This is a genomic window from Mycobacterium sp. UM_Kg27 (genome assembly GCF_000972905.1).
Taxonomy (GTDB): domain Bacteria; phylum Actinomycetota; class Actinomycetes; order Mycobacteriales; family Mycobacteriaceae; genus Mycobacterium.
Genome location: NZ_JRMM01000038.1, coordinates 1 through 17318, shown reverse-complemented (window position 1 = coordinate 17318; position 17318 = coordinate 1). Strand labels below are relative to the sequence as shown.

At 67.2% G+C, this 17318-nt stretch carries 18 protein-coding genes, 3 tRNA genes and 1 pseudogene; 16 read left to right on the top strand and 6 right to left on the bottom strand.

Annotation, left to right across the window (positions count from 1 at the left end):
- Positions 1–10 precede the first annotated feature (10 nt).
- Genes LI94_RS08600 through LI94_RS08590 form a run of 3 tightly spaced genes read left to right on the top strand, consistent with a single transcriptional unit; the run spans position 11 to position 1996 of the window.
- Positions 11–448, top strand: a complete 438-nt coding sequence (locus LI94_RS08600) for an SRPBCC family protein (RefSeq protein WP_046300930.1) — start codon at positions 11–13, stop codon at positions 446–448.
- Positions 449–459: 11 nt separating this feature from the next.
- Positions 460–921, top strand: coding sequence for a cyanase (gene cynS, locus LI94_RS08595; protein ID WP_024440974.1), 462 nt, complete (start codon positions 460–462; stop codon positions 919–921).
- Positions 922–931: 10 nt separating this feature from the next.
- Positions 932–1996: a patatin-like phospholipase family protein gene (locus LI94_RS08590; RefSeq protein ID WP_024440975.1), complete on the top strand. Its 1065-nt coding sequence runs from the start codon at positions 932–934 to the stop codon at positions 1994–1996.
- 22 nt (positions 1997–2018) lie between these two features.
- On the opposite strand, the gene LI94_RS08585 is transcribed toward LI94_RS08590, so the two are convergent.
- Positions 2019–2852: a hypothetical protein gene (locus LI94_RS08585; protein WP_024440976.1), complete on the bottom strand. Its 834-nt coding sequence runs from the start codon at positions 2850–2852 to the stop codon at positions 2019–2021.
- An 11-nt stretch (positions 2853–2863) separates the two neighbouring features.
- On the bottom strand, positions 2864–3580 hold the full coding sequence (locus tag LI94_RS08580; protein ID WP_046300929.1) for an MBL fold metallo-hydrolase: 717 nt from the start codon (positions 3578–3580) through the stop codon (positions 2864–2866).
- 187 nt (positions 3581–3767) lie between these two features.
- Between LI94_RS08580 and LI94_RS08575 the strand changes: the two genes are divergently transcribed.
- The 11 genes from LI94_RS08575 (at position 3768) to rplA (ending at position 8475) form a co-directional block, all read left to right on the top strand.
- A tRNA-Thr gene (locus LI94_RS08575) sits at positions 3768–3840 on the top strand.
- Positions 3841–3879: 39 nt separating this feature from the next.
- Positions 3880–3953 (top strand) — tRNA-Met (locus LI94_RS08570).
- A 37-nt stretch (positions 3954–3990) separates the two neighbouring features.
- A complete protein-coding gene (gene rpmG / locus LI94_RS08565; protein ID WP_024440978.1) occupies positions 3991–4158 on the top strand; it encodes a 50S ribosomal protein L33 in 168 nt (55 codons plus the stop codon).
- A 12-nt stretch (positions 4159–4170) separates the two neighbouring features.
- Positions 4171–4647 carry a (3R)-hydroxyacyl-ACP dehydratase subunit HadA gene (hadA, locus tag LI94_RS08560; RefSeq protein ID WP_024440979.1) on the top strand — a complete coding sequence of 159 codons (477 nt, stop codon included), beginning with the start codon at positions 4171–4173 and terminating at the stop codon, positions 4645–4647.
- On the top strand, positions 4634–5062 hold the full coding sequence (gene hadB / locus LI94_RS08555; RefSeq protein ID WP_046300928.1) for a (3R)-hydroxyacyl-ACP dehydratase subunit HadB: 429 nt from the start codon (positions 4634–4636) through the stop codon (positions 5060–5062). Before hadA ends, hadB begins: the two co-directional genes overlap by 14 nt.
- A 14-nt stretch (positions 5063–5076) precedes the next feature.
- Positions 5077–5577, top strand: a complete 501-nt coding sequence (hadC, locus tag LI94_RS08550; protein ID WP_046300927.1) for a (3R)-hydroxyacyl-ACP dehydratase subunit HadC — start codon at positions 5077–5079, stop codon at positions 5575–5577.
- 160 nt (positions 5578–5737) lie between these two features.
- Positions 5738–5810, top strand: a tRNA-Trp gene (locus tag LI94_RS08545).
- Positions 5811–5887: 77 nt separating this feature from the next.
- Positions 5888–6340 carry a preprotein translocase subunit SecE gene (gene secE / locus LI94_RS08540; protein ID WP_024440982.1) on the top strand — a complete coding sequence of 151 codons (453 nt, stop codon included), beginning with the start codon at positions 5888–5890 and terminating at the stop codon, positions 6338–6340.
- Positions 6341–6363: 23 nt separating this feature from the next.
- Entirely contained in the window at positions 6364–7155 is a 792-nt protein-coding gene (gene nusG, locus LI94_RS08535) for a transcription termination/antitermination protein NusG (RefSeq protein WP_024440983.1), read from the top strand.
- Between the two features lie 25 nt (positions 7156–7180).
- The gene (gene rplK, locus LI94_RS08530) at positions 7181–7609 is read left to right on the top strand and encodes a 50S ribosomal protein L11 (RefSeq protein WP_024440984.1); all 429 of its coding nucleotides are present in this window, start codon (positions 7181–7183) and stop codon (positions 7607–7609) included.
- A 158-nt stretch (positions 7610–7767) separates the two neighbouring features.
- Positions 7768–8475 carry a 50S ribosomal protein L1 gene (gene rplA, locus LI94_RS08525; RefSeq protein ID WP_046300926.1) on the top strand — a complete coding sequence of 236 codons (708 nt, stop codon included), beginning with the start codon at positions 7768–7770 and terminating at the stop codon, positions 8473–8475.
- 65 nt (positions 8476–8540) lie between these two features.
- Here the strand turns inward: rplA and LI94_RS08520 are convergent, their stop codons facing one another.
- From LI94_RS08520 to LI94_RS08505, 4 genes are all read right to left on the bottom strand, one after another.
- Complete coding sequence (locus LI94_RS08520; protein ID WP_024440986.1) at positions 8541–9431, bottom strand: cyclopropane mycolic acid synthase family methyltransferase; 891 nt, start codon at positions 9429–9431, stop codon at positions 8541–8543.
- Between the two features lie 156 nt (positions 9432–9587).
- Positions 9588–10451 carry a cyclopropane mycolic acid synthase family methyltransferase gene (locus LI94_RS08515; protein ID WP_046300925.1) on the bottom strand — a complete coding sequence of 288 codons (864 nt, stop codon included), beginning with the start codon at positions 10449–10451 and terminating at the stop codon, positions 9588–9590.
- 117 nt (positions 10452–10568) lie between these two features.
- A complete protein-coding gene (locus LI94_RS08510; RefSeq protein WP_275451595.1) occupies positions 10569–11477 on the bottom strand; it encodes an alpha/beta hydrolase in 909 nt (302 codons plus the stop codon).
- Between the two features lie 2 nt (positions 11478–11479).
- A complete protein-coding gene (locus tag LI94_RS08505) occupies positions 11480–12832 on the bottom strand; it encodes an AarF/ABC1/UbiB kinase family protein (protein ID WP_152664788.1) in 1353 nt (450 codons plus the stop codon).
- Positions 12833–12974: 142 nt separating this feature from the next.
- Between LI94_RS08505 and LI94_RS08500 the strand changes: the two genes are divergently transcribed.
- Positions 12975–17138, top strand: coding sequence for an NEW3 domain-containing protein (locus tag LI94_RS08500; RefSeq protein WP_046300923.1), 4164 nt, complete (start codon positions 12975–12977; stop codon positions 17136–17138).
- Positions 17138–17318, top strand: a pseudogene (locus tag LI94_RS08495) (ROK family protein); the annotation flags it as partial. The gene LI94_RS08500 and the pseudogene LI94_RS08495, both read left to right, overlap by 1 nt.

Below are 17318 nucleotides of genomic sequence, written 5' to 3'. Positions count from 1 at the left end.
AGGTGCTGCCATGGCACGCGGACGCCTGGAGCACACCGCCTTCATCGCTGCGCCGCCCGAGACCGTCGCGGCGTTTCTGGCCGATCTGGTCAACTACGAAGCCGTGCACCCGATGCTGGTGCACGTCCGCCAGGTTCCCGGCGGCGCCGACGGCGTCACCCGATACCTGGCTCCGCATCGTATGCGCCTCTACGGAATACCGATCCGGTTCACCTGCCGGGTGGACCTGCGCACCAGCGCGCCCGGCGAGATCCGCACCCACACCCGGCAGCGGCCCGGCATCGAGATGTGGTCCACCATGACGGTGCACCCGCACGGTGGGGGCACCAGACTGCACGAACTGGTCGACATCAGCGCCCCACGGTTGTTGATGAAGACCGTGCTGCGCGACGGCGGCAGCTCGCACGCCGCGATGTGGGACAACCTGCGTAGCTATTTCGAACAGTGAGCGAGGCGGGCATGCTGGATGCCATGAACCGAAGCCAGATCACCGAGCAGATCATCGCCGCCCGCCTCGCCAAGGGACTGACCTGGCAGGAGCTGGCCGACGCAATCGACAAGCCGGTCGTGTGGACCACCTCGGCACTGCTGGGCTCACATCCCATTCCCGCCGAAGCGGCCAAGACCCTCGCGAGCCTGCTCGGACTGGACCCCGAGGTGGTGCCGGTACTGGCCGCGGTACCGATGCGCGGCGGGCTCACTGGACCGCCCACCGACCCGACCATCTACCGGCTTTATGAAGCGGTGGGCGTGTACGGCCCGGCGATCAAAGAGCTGATTCACGAGCAGTTCGGCGACGGCATCATGAGCGCCATCAACTTCAGCATGGACATCGAGCGCAAGCCCCATCCGGGCGGCGACCGAGTGGTGATCACTTTCGACGGTAAATTCCTTCCCTACGAATGGAATTCAGCGGACTGAGCGCCGGTCGATGGCTACTCGTCGAGCCCGCGACACCGACCCGCTGACCGCCGACCTGGTGCTGTCCGGCGGGGGAGTGCGCTTCATCGGGCTGGTCGGAGCGGTGGTCGCCCTGATGGAGGCCGGCTACTCGGTACAGCGCATCTCCGGGGTGTCCGGCGGTTCGGTGGTGGGCACGATTCTGGCCGCCGCGGCCCAGGGCGACCAGCTGACCGCGGCGCAGGTCAAAGACCTGGCGCTGTCGGTACCGCTGCACACCTGGCGCGACGCGGGGCCGATCCCGCTGGTCGGACCGGTGTGGGGGTTCCTGCGCGACAACGCCCTCTATCGCGGCGACGTCGCCTACGAGTGGATCCGCAGCGAGCTGGCGAACCTGGGAGTGCGCACCTGGGGAGATCTGGGCTACCACGCCGACAACCTGCTGCCCGAGCGGCGCTACCGCGCCGTGGTCACCGTCACCGACGTGACGACCGGGCAGCTGGCGCGGCTGCCGTGGGACTACCGGCGGCTCTATGGGCTCGATCCCGATGAGCAGTCCGTCGCCGACGCGGTGCGCGCTTCGATGGCGGTGCCCTTCTTCTACCGCCCGGTGACGCTGACCAGCGCCAGCGGGCTGCGATCCACCCTGGTCGACGGTGGGGTGCTGTCGAACTTCCCGATCTACACCTTCGACCGGCTCGACGGCCGAGCACCGTTGTGGCCCACGTTCGGGGTCACGGTCGTCCCGGAGATATCCGACGGGATCGGTGCCATGGTTCCGGTGCTGCGGCCGCTGCGACTGTTCGGGCAGTCACTGCTGCTGGAGAACCTGATCAGCACCATGCTGGTCGGCCACGACCAGACTTACCTGAACCAGCCGTGGGTCAGTGTGCGGGCCATCAAGGTCAACTCCACCGACGTCAGCGTGCTGGACTTCGACATCTCCCGGGAGCGGCTGGAGAAGCTCTACGACAACGGCTACGCCGCGGCCAGCGAGTTCCTGTCGAGCTGGGACTGGCCGGCTTACCTGCAGCGGTTTCGGGCGTCGCACTACCCCAGCACGGGCGCAGCCGAGGACACCGCCGAAAGTGACTGAAGCCGGGATCCGTGCGGTGGGCTCAGCTGCGATGCTTGCCTAACTCCGCGCTGGGGTCGCCGAGCCGCACCGTGATGTCGGTGCTGCCGGACGCCTCCAGTTGCTCGCGACCGCGCAACCGGTCCTGGATCTCACGCGCCGCACCGTTGATCCGCTCGATCTCGCCGCGGAACACGTCCGGGCGGGTCTCCTTGCTGGCGTAGTGGAAGTAACTGAGCAGACTGCGCAGCAGCTCCAGTTTCTGCTTCTCGCGCTTGGCCAGGTCGTGGGTGGTCATCAACTCGACCCGCCGCACCGGGGGCAGGTCACCCCAGTCGAGGACCACCTTGTTCTCGTACCGAGGCTGCTTGCCCCGCCGCCCGAACCAGCCCTTGGGCTCGTCGGGGCTGTCGGCGTAGCTGATCGTCCCGGTGAACCGCGACTCGATGCCCTCGCCGAGCTCGGCTCGGTCGATCGCGGAGTCCCACACCGTTCGCCATTCCTGGTTCGGCGCCAGCACCGTCAGTTCTTCGGGCAGTTGCAGCGCGACGACGTCGGCGTAGCCGTCCGAGGCGGTTTCGTAGCGGGCCACCGTCGGTGGCTGGTCGAACGCGAACCGGATGTCGTAGGCCGCGGTCTTGCCGAAGTTGCGGACCACCAGTTCGATGACGTGCCAATCGGCGGCGTGCGGCTCCATGAACATCGCCACGTGCGGCCGGGTCTGTTCGGCTGCCAACCGGCGGTTGCGCTGCAGTTGACGGTTCAAATAGAACAGCGCCAGCACGGTGATCCCGATGGCCAGCCAGGCGGCCCAGGCCAGCCAGGCATCCGCGCCCGCGTGCGCGACGTCATACAAGCGGTCCTCAACTGATCCCATCAGCCATCCCCTCATCCGCCCATCAGCATGCGCCACCGGTCCAGGCTTCCGGCGCTGAATACGTAGTTGGATCGCTTGACCTCGGAAAGTGCCGCGCTCGGGTCGGCCGAATACCAGTGGCCGGGGAACACGGTCGGGTCACCCGGCAGGGCGGCCAACTGCTGCAGGCTGCGGTACATCTCGTCGGAGTCGCCGCCCGGAAAGTCGGTGCGGCCGCAGCCCTCCAGGAAGAGAGTGTCGCCGGCCACCAGCCGGCCATCGAGCAGGAAGCATTGGCTGCCCGGCGTGTGGCCGGGGGTGTGCAGCAGCTCGATGTCGATGGCGCCGACGCTGACCTTGTCGCCGTGTTCGTGCGAGGTCAGATCCGACAGCGGAATTTCGGTGACCCGCGAAACCCACTGCGCTTCATGGGTATTCACGTGCACCGGAACGCTGGCCCGTTCCAGCAGCTCGGCCAGCCCCTTGAGCTCGAAACCCATCATCTTGCCGCCGACGTGATCGGGGTGGTGATGGGTGACCAGTACGCCCGACAGGTGCATCCCGTCGGCCTCGAGCGTGTCGAGCAGATCGCCGGCGGCATACGCCGGGTCGACCACGACGGCGTCGCCGGTCTGCCGGTCGCCGATGAGGTAGGCAAAGTTGCGCATCTGGGCGGCCATCGGGTCGCCGGCCGCGAAATCGCGTCCGGAGAGCAGCTGGCGGAAGTACAGCCGGTCGGAATCGGGCACGCCCTTCAGCCTAAAGCAGCGGGGGCCGGTCGATTGCGAGCGCGGCGAAGCCGGGCGATGCAGGTCGCCGCCAAGCGGGCCGGGCCTGCCCTGACACAGGTTCTGTCGTCGCGGTTTGGTGACCTCGTGGCCGAGGTTGTAACCTTCTACAGGCTTGCAGCGCCCGAAAGGGTTGCTGTGGGTGACCGCCCCCTTAGCTCAGTCGGCAGAGCGTTTCCATGGTAAGGAAAAGGTCAACGGTTCGATTCCGTTAGGGGGCTCGGTGGACGCCAGTCGGTGCGCCGACTAGCGCCGATCGGGGCGGTGTAGCTCAGCTGGTTAGAGCGCACGACTCATAATCGTGAGGTCGGGAGATCGAGCCTCCCCACCGCTACTGCAAGCAATTCGACATGTGAAGAAGGACGACAGACGTGGCCTCCAGTACTGATGTGCGGCCGAAGATCACCTTGGCCTGTGAGGTGTGCAAGCACCGCAACTACATCACCAAGAAGAACCGCCGTAACGACCCCGACCGGCTGGAGCTGAAGAAATTCTGCCCCAACTGCGGCAAGCACGAGTCGCACCGCGAATCTCGCTAAGCAGGCCGAGCCATGTCGTTGGCCGACCGCCTCGCTGGGGCGCACTACCGCTATCCCGACCACTACGACGTGGAACGGGAGAAAATCCGCGAGTACGCCCGTGCGGTCAAGGCGGTGGACCCCGCCAGCCTGGACCTGCGAGCGGCAGCGGATCTCGGTTACGACGGGCTGGTGGCCTCGCTGACCTTCATCTCGGTGTTCGGGCACATGGCCATTTCGGGTTTCTTCGAGCATTGCGGTGTCACCACCGACGACGCTCAGATCGTCCAGGTCGACCAGAAGATCGAGTTTCACCAAGCGATCAAGGAAGGTGACCGGCTGTTTTGCGACGTGTCGGTCGAATCCGTTCGCCGCGCACACGGCACCGACATCATCGTCACTCAACAGGTGGTCACCAACCACGCCGGCGAGATCGTGCAGAAGACATATACGACACTGGCGGGCCGCGCCGGCGAGGGAGATAAGGGTTTCACCGATGGCGTTGCGTGAGTTCAGTTCGGTCAAGGTCGGCGACCAGCTGCCCGAGCGGGTCATCCCGCTGTCGCGGCAGGATCTGGTCAACTACGCGGGCGTGTCCGGCGACCTGAACCCGATTCACTGGGACGACGAGATCGCCCAGCAGGTGGGCCTGGACACCGCTATCGCCCACGGCATGCTGACCATGGGCCTCGGCGGCGGCTACGTCACGTCGTGGGTGGGGGACCCGGGCGCCGTGACCGAGTACAACGTGCGTTTCACCTCTGTGGTGCCGGTGCCCAACGATGGCAAGGGTGCGGAGATCACCTTCAGCGGCCGGGTGAAGTCTGTCGACGCCGAGTCGAAGACGGTGACCATTGCGCTCACCGCCACCACTGGGGGCAAGAAGATCTTCGGGCGGGCGGTCGCGTCCGCGAAGCTGGCTTAGAGGAACGCGCTGCGATGGCGATCAAGACTGACATCAGGGGGATGATCTGGCGTTACCCGGAGTCGTTCGTGGTGGGCCGCGAGAAGATTCGCGAGTTCGCCCGGTCCATCAAGGCCGAGGATCCCGCCCACTACGACGAGGCGGAAGCCGCCAAGCTGGGCCACGACTCGCTGCTGGCACCGCCGACGTTCGTGGCGATTCTGGCGAAGCTGGTGCAGTCCGATTTCTTCCGTCACGTCGACACCGGCTACACCACCATGCAAATGGTCCAGGTGGACCAGGGCTTCAAATACCTCAAGCCGATCAAGGCCGGCGACACCCTGTACGCCCGGATGGAGATTGCCTCGGTAGTGGAGCGTTTCGGTGCCGACATCGTCACCACCCGCAATATCTTGACCAACCAGGACGGTGAGGTAGTGCTCGAAGCCTTCACCACGATGATGGGTCACGACGGCGATGATTCGGTCAACCTCCGATGGGACGCCGAATCCGGTCAGGTCGTCCGAACAGCCTGATTAGTAACTGGCCGCAGCGGCGAGGTACACTCGGACCTCGGGGTTTTCCCAGCATTAGCGCGCTTTCCGTGAGGCGAACGGGGGGCGCGCGAATTGTGTGAGCCGGAGACGGCGCACGGGTAAGGCTTCCGAACCCGCAGGGTTGGTACGCCAACCGCGAAGGGGCGTAGCTCAACTGGCAGAGCAGCGGTCTCCAAAACCGCAGGTTGCAGGTTCAAGTCCTGTCGCCCCTGCTGACGTGCCATGGTGGACACTGGACACCATGCGCGGTACGGCAATGAGGTAAGCGCGAACAACGAAGGAGCATGCGGTGACCGACGAGCTCGACCGTCCCGACGCCGCAGCCGACGGCGATAGCGATGCCGAATCCGGCAGCAGCAGTCGCACGGCCGTGGTGAGCAGGCAGGTCGGCGACCCGCTGCGGCCCACCGGCAAGCGTTCGCGGCGTCGTGGTGCCGGTGACGGCGGCGACGACGTGGAGTCCACGGCTACCGAATTGGACGCGGAAGACGCCGCGGACGCCGCAAAGGCCAAGAAGAAGGCGAAGAAGAAGGCCGAAGGGCCTTCCCGCAACCCGTTCGTCTTCGTTCTGAATTTCCTCAAGCAGGTCGTCGGCGAACTTCGCAAGGTGATCTGGCCGAACCGCAAGCAGATGGTCACCTACACCGCGGTGGTGCTGGCCTTCCTGGTCTTCATGGTGGCGTTGGTCGCCGGGGCAGACTACGGATTCGCTCGGCTGGTGCTGCTGGTGTTCGGCGAGTGAAGTTATAGGAAGGACTGACAACCGTGACTACCTTCGACGGCGACACGCCCGCGGGCGAGCCGGTCGACGTGGCGGAGGCCGCTGAGGTTCCCGCTGAGGACTCCGCGGTGGAGGCCACCGAGTCCGCCGAGGCTGACGCTCCCGAGGCCACTGAGGCCACCGAGGCGGCCCCGGACGAGCCGGCTGAGGAACTCGACCCCGCGGTGGCGCTGAAAGCCGAACTGCGCTCCAAGCCGGGCGACTGGTACGTCATCCACTCCTACGCCGGGTACGAGAACAAGGTGAAAGCCAACCTCGAGACCCGCGTGCAGAACCTCGACGTCGGCGACTACATCTTCCAGGTGGAAGTGCCCACCGAAGAGGTCACCGAGATCAAGAATGGCCAGCGCAAGCAGGTCAACCGCAAGGTGCTGCCGGGCTACATCCTGGTCCGAATGGACCTGACCGACGACTCCTGGTCTGCGGTGCGCAACACCCCGGGCGTCACCGGATTCGTCGGCGCCACCTCGCGGCCGACCTCGCTGCCGCTGGACGACGTGGTCAAGTTCCTGCTGCCGCAGGGTGCGGCGAAGAAGCAGGCCCGTGGCACAGCGAGCGCCGCGGCGGCCGCCTCTGAGGGCGGTCTGGAGCGGCCGGTCATCGAGGTCGATTACGAGGTTGGCGAGTCGGTCACCGTCATGGACGGCCCGTTCGCCACGCTGCCCGCCTCGATCAGCGAGGTCAACGCCGAGCAGCAGAAGCTCAAGGTGCTGGTGTCCATCTTCGGTCGCGAGACACCAGTGGAACTGGCCTTTAACCAGGTCTCCAAGATTTAGTACGTAGGAAAGGAAACACCCTCTCATGGCCCCGAAGAAGAAGGTCGCCGGGCTGATCAAGCTTCAGATCAAGGCTGGCGAGGCCAACCCCGCGCCGCCGGTCGGACCCGCACTTGGTCAGCACGGCGTGAACATCATGGAGTTCTGCAAGGCGTACAACGCCGCGACGGAAAGCCAGCGCGGCAACGTCATTCCCGTGGAGATCACCGTCTACGAGGACCGCAGCTTCACCTTTGCGCTCAAGACCCCGCCCGCGGCACGGATGTTGCTCAAGGCCGCCGGTATCGCCAAGGGCTCGGCCGAGCCGCACAAGACCAAGGTCGCCAAGGTGACCTGGGACCAGGTGCGCGAGATCGCCGAGACCAAGAAGGCTGACCTCAACGCCAACGACATCGAGGCCGGCGCCAAGATCATCGCCGGAACCGCCCGCTCCATGGGCATCACCGTCGAGTAGTAGCCCCACTCGACGAATGTCCTGAGCACGACGAAGCGGGCCGAGGAACGAGGCCCAGCGCAGGAGTGCGAAGGAGTATTCGGAGAGAAACGGAACCGTGGGAGGGCCAGCTTCGGCCCGACTTTCACCACGACCAACCATCTGAGATTGGATAACCAATGAGCAAGAACAGCAAGGCTTACCGCGCCGCCGCCGAGAAGGTGGACCGCGACAACCTCTACACCCCGTTGCAGGCGGCCAAACTCGCCAAGGAGACGTCCTCGACCAAGCAGGACGCCACCGTCGAGGTCGCCATCCGGCTCGGTGTCGACCCGCGTAAGGCCGACCAGATGGTCCGCGGCACCGTCAACCTGCCGCACGGCACCGGTAAGACCGCCCGCGTCGCGGTGTTCGCGGTCGGTGAGAAGGCCGAGCAGGCCATCGCCGCCGGCGCCGACGTGGTTGGCAGCGACGACCTGATCGAGAAGATCCAGGGCGGGTTCCTCGACTTCGACGCCGCGATCGCCACCCCGGACCAGATGGCCAAGGTCGGCCGCATCGCCCGCGTGCTGGGCCCGCGTGGTCTGATGCCCAACCCGAAGACCGGCACCGTCACCCCCGATGTCGCCAAGGCCGTCTCCGACATCAAGGGCGGCAAGATCAACTTCCGGGTCGACAAGCAGGCCAACCTGCACTTCGTCATCGGCAAGGCGTCGTTCGAAGAGACCAAGCTGGCGGAGAACTACGGCGCCGCCCTCGACGAGGTGCTGCGGCTCAAGCCGTCGTCGTCCAAGGGCCGCTACCTCAAGAAGGTCACCATTTCGACGACGACCGGCCCCGGCATCCCGGTGGACCCGGCCGTCACCCGCAACTTCGCGGCTGAATAGCACTCAGCGAAAAGCCCCCGCACGCGCTCGCGCGTGACGGGGGCTTTTTTGCTGGCTGGTGGGATCTAGCCGGCCTGCTTGACGTAGCTGACCAGACTGACGTCCAGCGCCTCATCGGTGAAGTAGTACTCGCAGCCGCGCAGGTACTTCATGTAGCGCTGGTAGACCTCTTCGGACTGGATCGCGACGGCCTCGTCGTGGTGGGCCTCCAATGCGTCGCCCCAGATCCTGAGGGTCTTGATGTAGTGCGGCCGCAGCGAAAGCGCCTCGGGCACAGTGAAACCGGCCTTCTCACCGTGCTCCACCATCATGTTGGTGGTGGGCAGCCGGCCGCCCGGGAAGATCTCGGTCAGGATGAACTTGATGAACCGCGCGGTCTCGAACGTCAGCTTCTTGCCGCGCGCGTTGAGCTCATAGGGGTGGAAGCTCACGCTGCTCTGGATCGTCATCCGGCCGTCGGCCGGCATGATGTCGTAGCTGTTTTTGAAGAAGCTGTCGTAGTTCTCGAAACCGAAGTGCTCGAACGCCTCGATGGAGACGATCCGGTCCACCGGCTCGTGGAACTGCTCCCAGCCCTGCAGCAGGACCTGCCGTGACCGGTCGGTGTCGATGGCGTCCAGCAGGCTCTGCGAGTACGCATGCTGATTTTTCGACAGGGTGAGACCGATGACGTTGACGTCGTACTTCTCGACGGCGCGCTTCATGGTCGCACCCCAGCCACACCCGATATCCAGCAACGTCATGCCGGGCTTCAGGTCCAGCTTGTCGAGGTTCAGGTCGAGCTTGGCCAGTTGGGCTTCTTCCAACGTGGCGTCCGGCGGCTCGAAGTACGCGCAGCTGTACATCCGGGTCGGGTCCTGGAACAGCGCGAAGAAGTCATCGGACAGGTCGTAGTGGGCCTGAATGTTCTCGAATTTCGGACGCATATCTGCGGTCCGGGTCGATTTGTCCACCATTTTTGACTGATTGCCTTCCTGATGAAACCCGCTGTGACCGGACGCGATAACCGCCTTGTCGTCCGTTCCGGTCAACTGTTGCAGCTTAGCGGGTCGGGGGTGAATCGGTTGACGTGAAATGTAGCCAAGCCGGATCCCGCGGCAGGCCGATCCCGACTATTTCTGCAAGGTGTACTGGTGGACGCTGGTGTTTCCGTTGCGGAACAGCTCCACACAGCCATTGAGGTACTTGTCGAAGCGGTCGTAGGCCTCTTGGCCCTGAACCTCGATCGCCCGCTCCTTGTTGGCCGCCAACATGGCCGCCCAGTCCTGCAGGGTGCGTGCGTAGTGGAATCCGATCTCGTCATCCCGGGTCACGGTGAAACCGGCGTCGGCGGCGTACTTGCGGGGCAGCCACGCCGACGGAAGCTGTCCGCCGGGGAAGATCTCCCGCATGATGAACAGGGTGAACTTCGCCAGGCTCATCGTCATCGGGATGCCCTTGGCCTGCGCTTCGTCCTGCCCGCTGATCGCGGTGATGGTGTGCAGCAGCATCCGGCCGTCGTCGGGCAGCGCGTTGTAGGTGATGTCGAAGAAGGCCGGCCAGCGGTCGCGGCCGAAGTGCTCGAACGCCCCGATCGACACGATCCGGTCCACCTTGTCGGTGAACTCCTCCCAGCCCTGCAGGCGCACCTCGACGTTGCGGTTGGTGTCCACCTTGGCCAGCTTGTCGATGGCGTACTGGCGCTGCTCGCCGCTGAGGGTGAGCCCGATGACGTTGACGTCGTACTTCTCCAGCGCCCGCTGCATGCAGGCCCCCCAACCGCAGCCGATGTCGAGCAGCGTCATGCCGGGCTCCAGACCCAGCTTGCCCAGCGCCAAGTCGAACTTGGCGATCTGCGCCTCGTCGCAGGTGGTGTCCTTGTCCGGGTAGAACCCGCAGGTGTAGCCCATGGTCGGACCTAGGAAAAGCTCGTAGAACTCATTGGAGATGTCGTAGATCGACTGCAGTTCCTCGTACTTCGGCTCCAGCTTGGGCATGGCTCAGTTCACTCGCGATCTTCTCAAAATGGGGGGAGAGTGTGCACAGACTACCGTTGCTCAGCTGTTATGAGCACTTCGGTGTGGCTTTGGCGACGTAAGGACCACCGCCATAGATCACCGCGCGGCGGCAAATGTCGTGGTCAGCTCACTGATCACCGGATCCCACAACTCTTCGGGCAGGTCGTGACCCATGCCCTCGAACAGCACCAGCCGGGCGCGGTCGATGGCATCGGCGACCGCCTTGCCTCCCGAGGGCCGCATCAGCTTGTCGGCCAGGCCGTGAATGACCACAGTCGGCGCGGTGATCAGTCGGTCATAGGCGGTCAGGCTGCCGCTGGCCAGGATGGCGCCGAACTGCCGGGCGATGCCCCACGGGTAGTAGCTGCGTTCGTAGGCCTCGATGATGTTGGCCCGAAGTTGGTCTTCCGGCGCCGGGTAGCGCGGACTGCCGATGATCCGGCTGGCCCGCACCGCGTTGTCGATGATCACCTCACGAGGGGAGTCCGGTGAGGGCCCGGTCAGCAGCGCCATCAGTGCGCGCGGCGCCGGCGGGGGAAGAAAACGCCGGTTGTTGCTGGAGAAGATGACGGCCAGCGAACGCGTGCGGGGCGCGAACCGTGCGGCGAACACCTGCGCGATCATGCCGCCCATGGATGCGCCGACCACGTGCGCCTGCTCGATTCCGAGGTGATCCAGCAGGGCGGCGGCGTCGTCGGCCATGTCTTCGAGGGTGTAAACGGCCGGGCTGGGCTTGCCCATCCAGAACCGCGCCATCCGGGGCACCAGTGCGCCCCGGGCATGTTCGCGGCCCAGCTTGCTGGACAAGCCGACGTCGCGGTTGTCGTAGCGGATGACGCGCAGACCCTCGGCGACCAGCTTCTCGCAGAACCCGGTGCGCCACAGCAGCAGCTGAGCGCCCAGCCCCATCACCAGCAGCACCGGCGGATCCTCGGGGTTTCCCAGATCTTCGTAGAAGATCTCCAGATCGCCCGAGCGGGCGGTGCCGCTGCGCATCTCCACCAAGGTCAGACTCCCGGGTCGTCGTTGTCTTTGTGCTCGCGGCTGACATCGACCATGAAGTTGGCGAAGTAACCGGTCAGCTGTGGGTCGGACATCATCTGCCAGCGCGGCGCCAGCAGTTTCATGTAGCGCTCCACGTAGAGGAACTGCTTGCCGATGAGCACCAGCTCGCGCGGCAACTTGACGTCGTAGGCATCGGCCAGTGCGCCGAGCTGCTTGCCGATCTCGGAGTAAGACATGTCGCCCAGCGATTTCATCGTCAGCGGGGTGGCGAACGCCTCGAGATCCTTGGCGGCCTGGCCCTCGGGTTTGACGGTGCCTACCGCGCCCATCAACACCACGATCTTGCCGGCCGCGGCGTGATCCTTCTTGACCAGCAGCGCGTAGACCAGCTCGCGCAGCAGCCACCGGGTGCGGGCGTCGATGCGGCCCATGATCCCGAAGTCCAGGAACACCACCCGGCCCTCGTCATCCACCAGCAGATTGCCCGCGTGCAGGTCGCCGTGGAACAACCCGTGCCGCAGCCCGCCCTCGAAGGTCGAGAACAGCAGCGCCTTTACCAGCTCCACGCCGTCGAAACCGGCTTTGCGGATGGCGAGGGCGTCGTCGATGCGGGTGCCCGCCACGCGCTCCATCGTCAGCACCCGCTCGCTGGTGAAGTCCCAGTGCACGTCGGGCACCTTGATGTTCTTGCCGAGGGGGGAGGCGTGCAGGTGCGACACCCAGGTCTGCATCGACTGGCCCTCGATACGGAAGTCCAGCTCCTCGGCGAGATTGTCGGCGAAATCGGCGACCACATCACCGGCCGACAGTCGCCGGCCCAGCTTGGCCAGCTCCACCACCTGGGCGAAGCGTTTGAGGATCTGCAGGTCGGCCGCGACCCGCCGGCGGATGCCCGGCCGCTGGATCTTGACCACCACCTCCTCGCCGCTGTGCAGGGTGGCGAAGTGCACCTGGGCGATCGAGGCTGAGGCGATCGGGGTCTCGTCGAACTTCGCGAACAGCTCCTGCGGTTCGGCGCCCAGTTCCTCGACAAAAAGGGCATGTACCTCGGCCGGGTCGGCCGGCGGCACCGAGTCGAGCAGTCCGCGGAACTCGCGAGACAGCGGTTCGCCGAACGCGCCGGGACTCGAGGCAATGATCTGGCCGAACTTGACGTAGGTGGGGCCCAGATCGGCGAACGTCTGGGGCAGCTCGCGGATCACCTTCTGCTGGATCGGCCCGGGCCCGAGCAGCCGGGTGAACACCCGGGTGGCGGCGCGGGTGAGCTGCCAGCCCGTTGCGCCGATGCGGGCCGCCTCAACCGGCAGCGGCACCCGGTCCAGCTGGGCCACCTGGCGGGGTGGGGTCGAACTCATTGCTGCAGTCTGCCAAATCAGCGGCGGAAGTTCTCCGCCAGCGCATCGCCTCAGGGCTTGGCACCCGGGCGCCAGGGGGTCAGCCATGCGCCCGGTCGCCGAAAGTCTCCGCTCGGCGGGCGCGCATCCGTAGGTTTGTGTCATGCGGATCCTCGACGTCGAATCGACCGAGAAGTTCGTCGGGCCAGCCGATGCGCCCGCGCAACTGGTCCGCGTCGAATACGGCGAAACCGAGGTGGCGACACCGCTGCGTATCGACGGCGAGGGTCTGGCCGGGGAGGCCGTGGCCGAGCCCGGAAGCGGTGTCGTCGAGGTGCCGGTGACCGTCGACGACCCGGTGCCGGGTCAACAGCGGCCCGCCCAGGTCAACGGCAGCCGGTTCACGTTCACCGTCGCCGAACCCGGCTGGACGATGTTCATGATCGGCCACTTCCACTACGACCCGGTCTGGTGGAACACCCAGGCCAACTACACCAGCGTGTGGACCGAGAGCCCGCTCGGCGCGTGCCGGCAGACCAATGGGTTCGATCTGGTGCGCGGCCACCTCGACTGGGCCCGGGACCACCCCGACTACAAGTTCGTCCTGGCCGAAGTCGACTACCTCAAGCCCTACTGGGACACCCACCCGGCCGACCGCGCCGAGCTGCGCCGGCTGATCGCGCAGGGCCGGGTCGAGGTGATGGGCGGCACCTACAACGAGCCGTCCACCAACCTCACCGACGCCGAGACCACGATCCGCAACCTGGTGGCCGGGATGGGTTTTCAGCGCGACATCATGGGTGCCGCACCGGCGACGGCCTGGCAGCTCGACGTGTTCGGCCACGACCCGCAGTTCCCCGGGTTGGTCGCCGACGCCGGACTGACCTCCAGCGCCTGGGCGCGCGGGCCGTTTCATCAGTGGGGCCCGATGGCCGACCGGGGTGATCCGCGCCGCATGCAGTTCGCGTCCGAGTTCGAATGGGTCGCGCCGTCCGGGCGCGGCCTGCTGACCCACTACATGCCCGCGCACTATGCGGCCGGCTGGTGGATGGACGCGAATACGACCCTGGCCGCCGCCGAGGACGACGTCTACCGGTTGTTCACCGAGATGAAGAAGGTCGCCGCCACCCGCAACGTGCTGCTGCCGGTGGGCACCGACTTCACCCCGCCGAACCGCTGGATCACCAAGATCCACCGGGACTGGAACGCCCGCTACACCTGGCCGAAGTTCGTCTGCGCCGTGCCGAGCGAGTTCTTCGCCGCGGTGCGCGCCGAACTGGAGCAGCGCGGCACGGACCCGTCCCCGCAGACCCGGGACATGAACCCGATCTACACCGGCTGCCACGTCTCCTATATCGACACCAAGCAGGCCAACCGGGCCGCCGAGCAGGCGGTCCTGGACGCCGAGCGCTTCGCGGTGTTCGCCGCGGCGCTCACGGGCGTGGACTACCCGGAGGCGGCACTGGCCAAGGCCTGGGCACAACTGTCCTACGGCGCCCACCACGACGCCATCACCGGCTCGGAAGCCGACCAGGTCTACCTGGACCTGCTGACCGGCTGGCGCGACGCCTGGCAGCTGGGCGCCGACGCCCGCGACAACGCCCTGGCGGTGCTGTCGGGCCTGGTCGATACCGGCCAGGGTGACAGTGCCGTGGTGTGGAATCCGGCGGCCCGCGACCGCACCGACATCGTCACCGTGCACCTGGCGACACCGCTGTCGGCCGGGGCGCGCCTGGTCGCCCCCGATGGAACCGAACTGCCCGCCCACGTCGAACACGGCGGCAGCACCGTCAGCTGGCTGGCCCGCGACGTGCCGTCGCTGGGCTGGCAGACCTACCGGCTGCGGCCCACCGCGGACATCGCCGGCTGGCAACCGGTCGACGGCACCCGGATCAGCAACGAGGACCACCAGCTGACCGCGGACCCGGATCGCGGCGGCGGTATCACCTCGTGGCGCCAGCAAGGCCGCGAAATGATCGTCGAAGGGGGCCTGGGCAACCAGCTCGCCGTCTACGACGAATACCCCAAACACCCGCAGTCCGGTGAGGGCCCATGGCATCTGGTGCCCAGCGGCAACCTGTTCACCTCCGCGGTCGCCCGCGATGTGACGGTGCAGGCCTACCGCGGACCGCTGGGGGAGCGGCTGGTGGTGTCCGGGCGGATCCGCAACGTGCTGGCCTACACCCAGACCCTGACGCTGTGGCACGGCGTGGACCGGGTGGACTGCTCCACCACCATCGACGAGTTCACCGGCGCCGATCACCTGCTGCGGCTGCGCTGGCCGTGCCCGGTGCCCGGCGCCCTGCCGGTCGCCGAGGTGGCCGACGCCGTCATCGGCCGCGGCTTCGGTCTGCTGCACGAGCCCAGCGGACGCTCGGTGGACACCGCGCGGCACCCGCGGACCCTCGACACCCCCGCGCACCGCTGGTTCGGGCTGTCGGCAACCGCGCGGATCAGCGTCGGCGACGCGAGCCGGGCGGTCGCGGTGGCCGAGGTAGTCACCGCGGGCTCCCCGGCGCGGGAGCTGATGGTGGCGCTGGTGCGCGCCGGGGTCACCGCCACCTGTTCGGTGGCCGAGGGGCCGCGCTACGGCAACCTCGACGTCGACTCCAACCTGCCCGACACCCGTATCGCGCTGGGCGGACCGGACCGCAACGCCTTCACCCGGGCCGTGCTGGACGCCGCCGATCCGGCCTACACCGCCGAGCTGCAACGCCAGCTCGATCGGCACGGCCGGGCCCGGGTGTGGGTGCCGGCCGAAAAGCCCCTCACCGAGGTCTGGGTGCCCGGGGCGGATCTCAGCGCCCCGCGCGCCCTGCCGGTACTGGTGATAGCCGGCCGCGACGACGACGCCTTGGTCGCCGAGATCGCCCGGGTGGCCGACGACCTGGACGACGCCGAGATCGAGGTGGACCAGGACGTCCGCGCCGAGATGGCGCCCTTCCAGGCGCGCACCGTCGCACTGATCAACCGCGGCGTGCCCAGTTTCGCGGTGGATTCCGCGGGCACGTTGCACACCGCCTTGCTGCGCTCCTGCACCAGTTGGCCGTCAGCGGCCTGGGAAGACGGCCCGCGCCGCACCGCGCCCGACGGCAGCGCCTTTCAACTGCAGCACTGGACGCACACCTTCGACTACGCGCTGGTGGCCGGCGACGGCGACTGGCGGCAGCTGGAGATGCCCGCGCGCAGTGCCGAATTCGGCGACCCGCTGCGGGCCGTGGCGGTGACCGGAGGTGGTGGCCGGCTCCCGGCGAGCGGCTCGCTGCTGCGCATCGACCTCGCCGACGGGGTGGGCCTGGGGGCGCTCAAGGCGGCCGGCAACCCGATGGCGCGTGGCAGCGTGCAGCCCGTCGACCCGAACACCGTCACGCTGCGCCTGGTGGAGACGCGCGGCGCCGACGCGGCCGTCACACTGCGCAGCGACCTGGGCCCGGTGACCGTGTTGGGCCGGGCCGATCTGCTGGAGCAGCCGTACGAGCATCCCGCTCCGGACCGGCTGCACGGCTACGAGATCGCCACCGTCACCGCTCGACTCGACATGGAAAAGCGGGGCGACGCCGTTGCTGCTTTGGCCCCCGAATCCGAGGCAGCCCAACCGCTCTACGCCCGCTATTGGCTGCACAACCGCGGGCCGGCGCCGCTGGGTGGGCTGCCGGTGACCCCGGCGCTGCACCCGCACCGGCTCGACACGGACGCGGGCGCTCTACTGAACCTGGAGCTGACGGTGGCCAGCGACTGCGTCGACGCGGTCGTGTCCGGTGCGCTGACGTGGCAGTGCCCGGCGGGCTGGGCGGTCGCGCCGGCCGAACAACCGGTGCGGTTGGCCGCCGGGGACCACACGTGCATCCCGGTGCGGGTGAGGGTTCCCGCCGACACCGGCCCAGGGCTGTATCCGCTGCGCGCGCGACTCGCCCTGTCCGGTGACGTGCCACCGGCGTGGCGCCAGGCGGTGGAGGACGTGGCGGTGGTGCGGGTCGGCGATCCCGGTTCCGGCCGGCTGCTCTACGTCGACGACCCGTCCGCGATCGAAGTCACCGCCGGACGCTCTGCCCGGTTGACCGTCCTGGTCGGCACCGACGCGCACGCCGCCCTGGCGGTCGAGGCGCACCTGATCAGCCCCTGGGGTACCTGGGAATGGGCCGGTCCGCCGGCCCAGGGTGCGGTGGTGCCGGCGCGCGGCCGGGTGGAGCTGAGCTTCGACATCGCCCCGCCGGTGTGGGCGACACCAGGCACCTGGTGGGCGCTGGTCCGGGTCGGCGGCGCGGGTGCGCTGGCCTATTCGGCCGCGGTGCCCCTGGTGGTGCTGGCACCCGTGGGGGTCGACTGATGGCCGCGGTCCTCGCGCTGGATGTCGGTGGCACCAAGATCGCCGTCGGCCTGGTCGATCCCGGCGGATCACTGATCTACGCCGCCACCTTGCCCACCCGGGCCGATCAGGGCACCGAGGTGGTGTGGGCGGTGGTGGCCGAGCTGATCGAGGGTGCCCTGCAACTGTCTCTTATACACA

What these genes read in the sequence shown, in the direction of transcription:
- LI94_RS08600 (WP_046300930.1), top strand. Translation starts at nt 11, where the DNA reads ATGGCACGCGGACGCCTGGAGCACACCGCCTTCATCGCTGCGCCGCCC.
- cynS (WP_024440974.1), top strand. Translation starts at nt 460, where the DNA reads ATGCTGGATGCCATGAACCGAAGCCAGATCACCGAGCAGATCATCGCC.
- LI94_RS08590 (WP_024440975.1), top strand. Translation starts at nt 932, where the DNA reads ATGGCTACTCGTCGAGCCCGCGACACCGACCCGCTGACCGCCGACCTG.
- LI94_RS08585 (WP_024440976.1), bottom strand. Translation starts at nt 2,852, where the DNA reads ATGGGATCAGTTGAGGACCGCTTGTATGACGTCGCGCACGCGGGCGCG.
- hadA (WP_024440979.1), top strand. Translation starts at nt 4,171, where the DNA reads ATGTCGTTGGCCGACCGCCTCGCTGGGGCGCACTACCGCTATCCCGAC.
- hadB (WP_046300928.1), top strand. Translation starts at nt 4,634, where the DNA reads ATGGCGTTGCGTGAGTTCAGTTCGGTCAAGGTCGGCGACCAGCTGCCC.
- hadC (WP_046300927.1), top strand. Translation starts at nt 5,077, where the DNA reads ATGGCGATCAAGACTGACATCAGGGGGATGATCTGGCGTTACCCGGAG.
- rplK (WP_024440984.1), top strand. Translation starts at nt 7,181, where the DNA reads ATGGCCCCGAAGAAGAAGGTCGCCGGGCTGATCAAGCTTCAGATCAAG.
- rplA (WP_046300926.1), top strand. Translation starts at nt 7,768, where the DNA reads ATGAGCAAGAACAGCAAGGCTTACCGCGCCGCCGCCGAGAAGGTGGAC.
- LI94_RS08520 (WP_024440986.1), bottom strand. Translation starts at nt 9,431, where the DNA reads ATGGTGGACAAATCGACCCGGACCGCAGATATGCGTCCGAAATTCGAG.
- LI94_RS08515 (WP_046300925.1), bottom strand. Translation starts at nt 10,451, where the DNA reads ATGCCCAAGCTGGAGCCGAAGTACGAGGAACTGCAGTCGATCTACGAC.
- LI94_RS08505 (WP_152664788.1), bottom strand. Translation starts at nt 12,832, where the DNA reads ATGAGTTCGACCCCACCCCGCCAGGTGGCCCAGCTGGACCGGGTGCCG.
- LI94_RS08500 (WP_046300923.1), top strand. Translation starts at nt 12,975, where the DNA reads ATGCGGATCCTCGACGTCGAATCGACCGAGAAGTTCGTCGGGCCAGCC.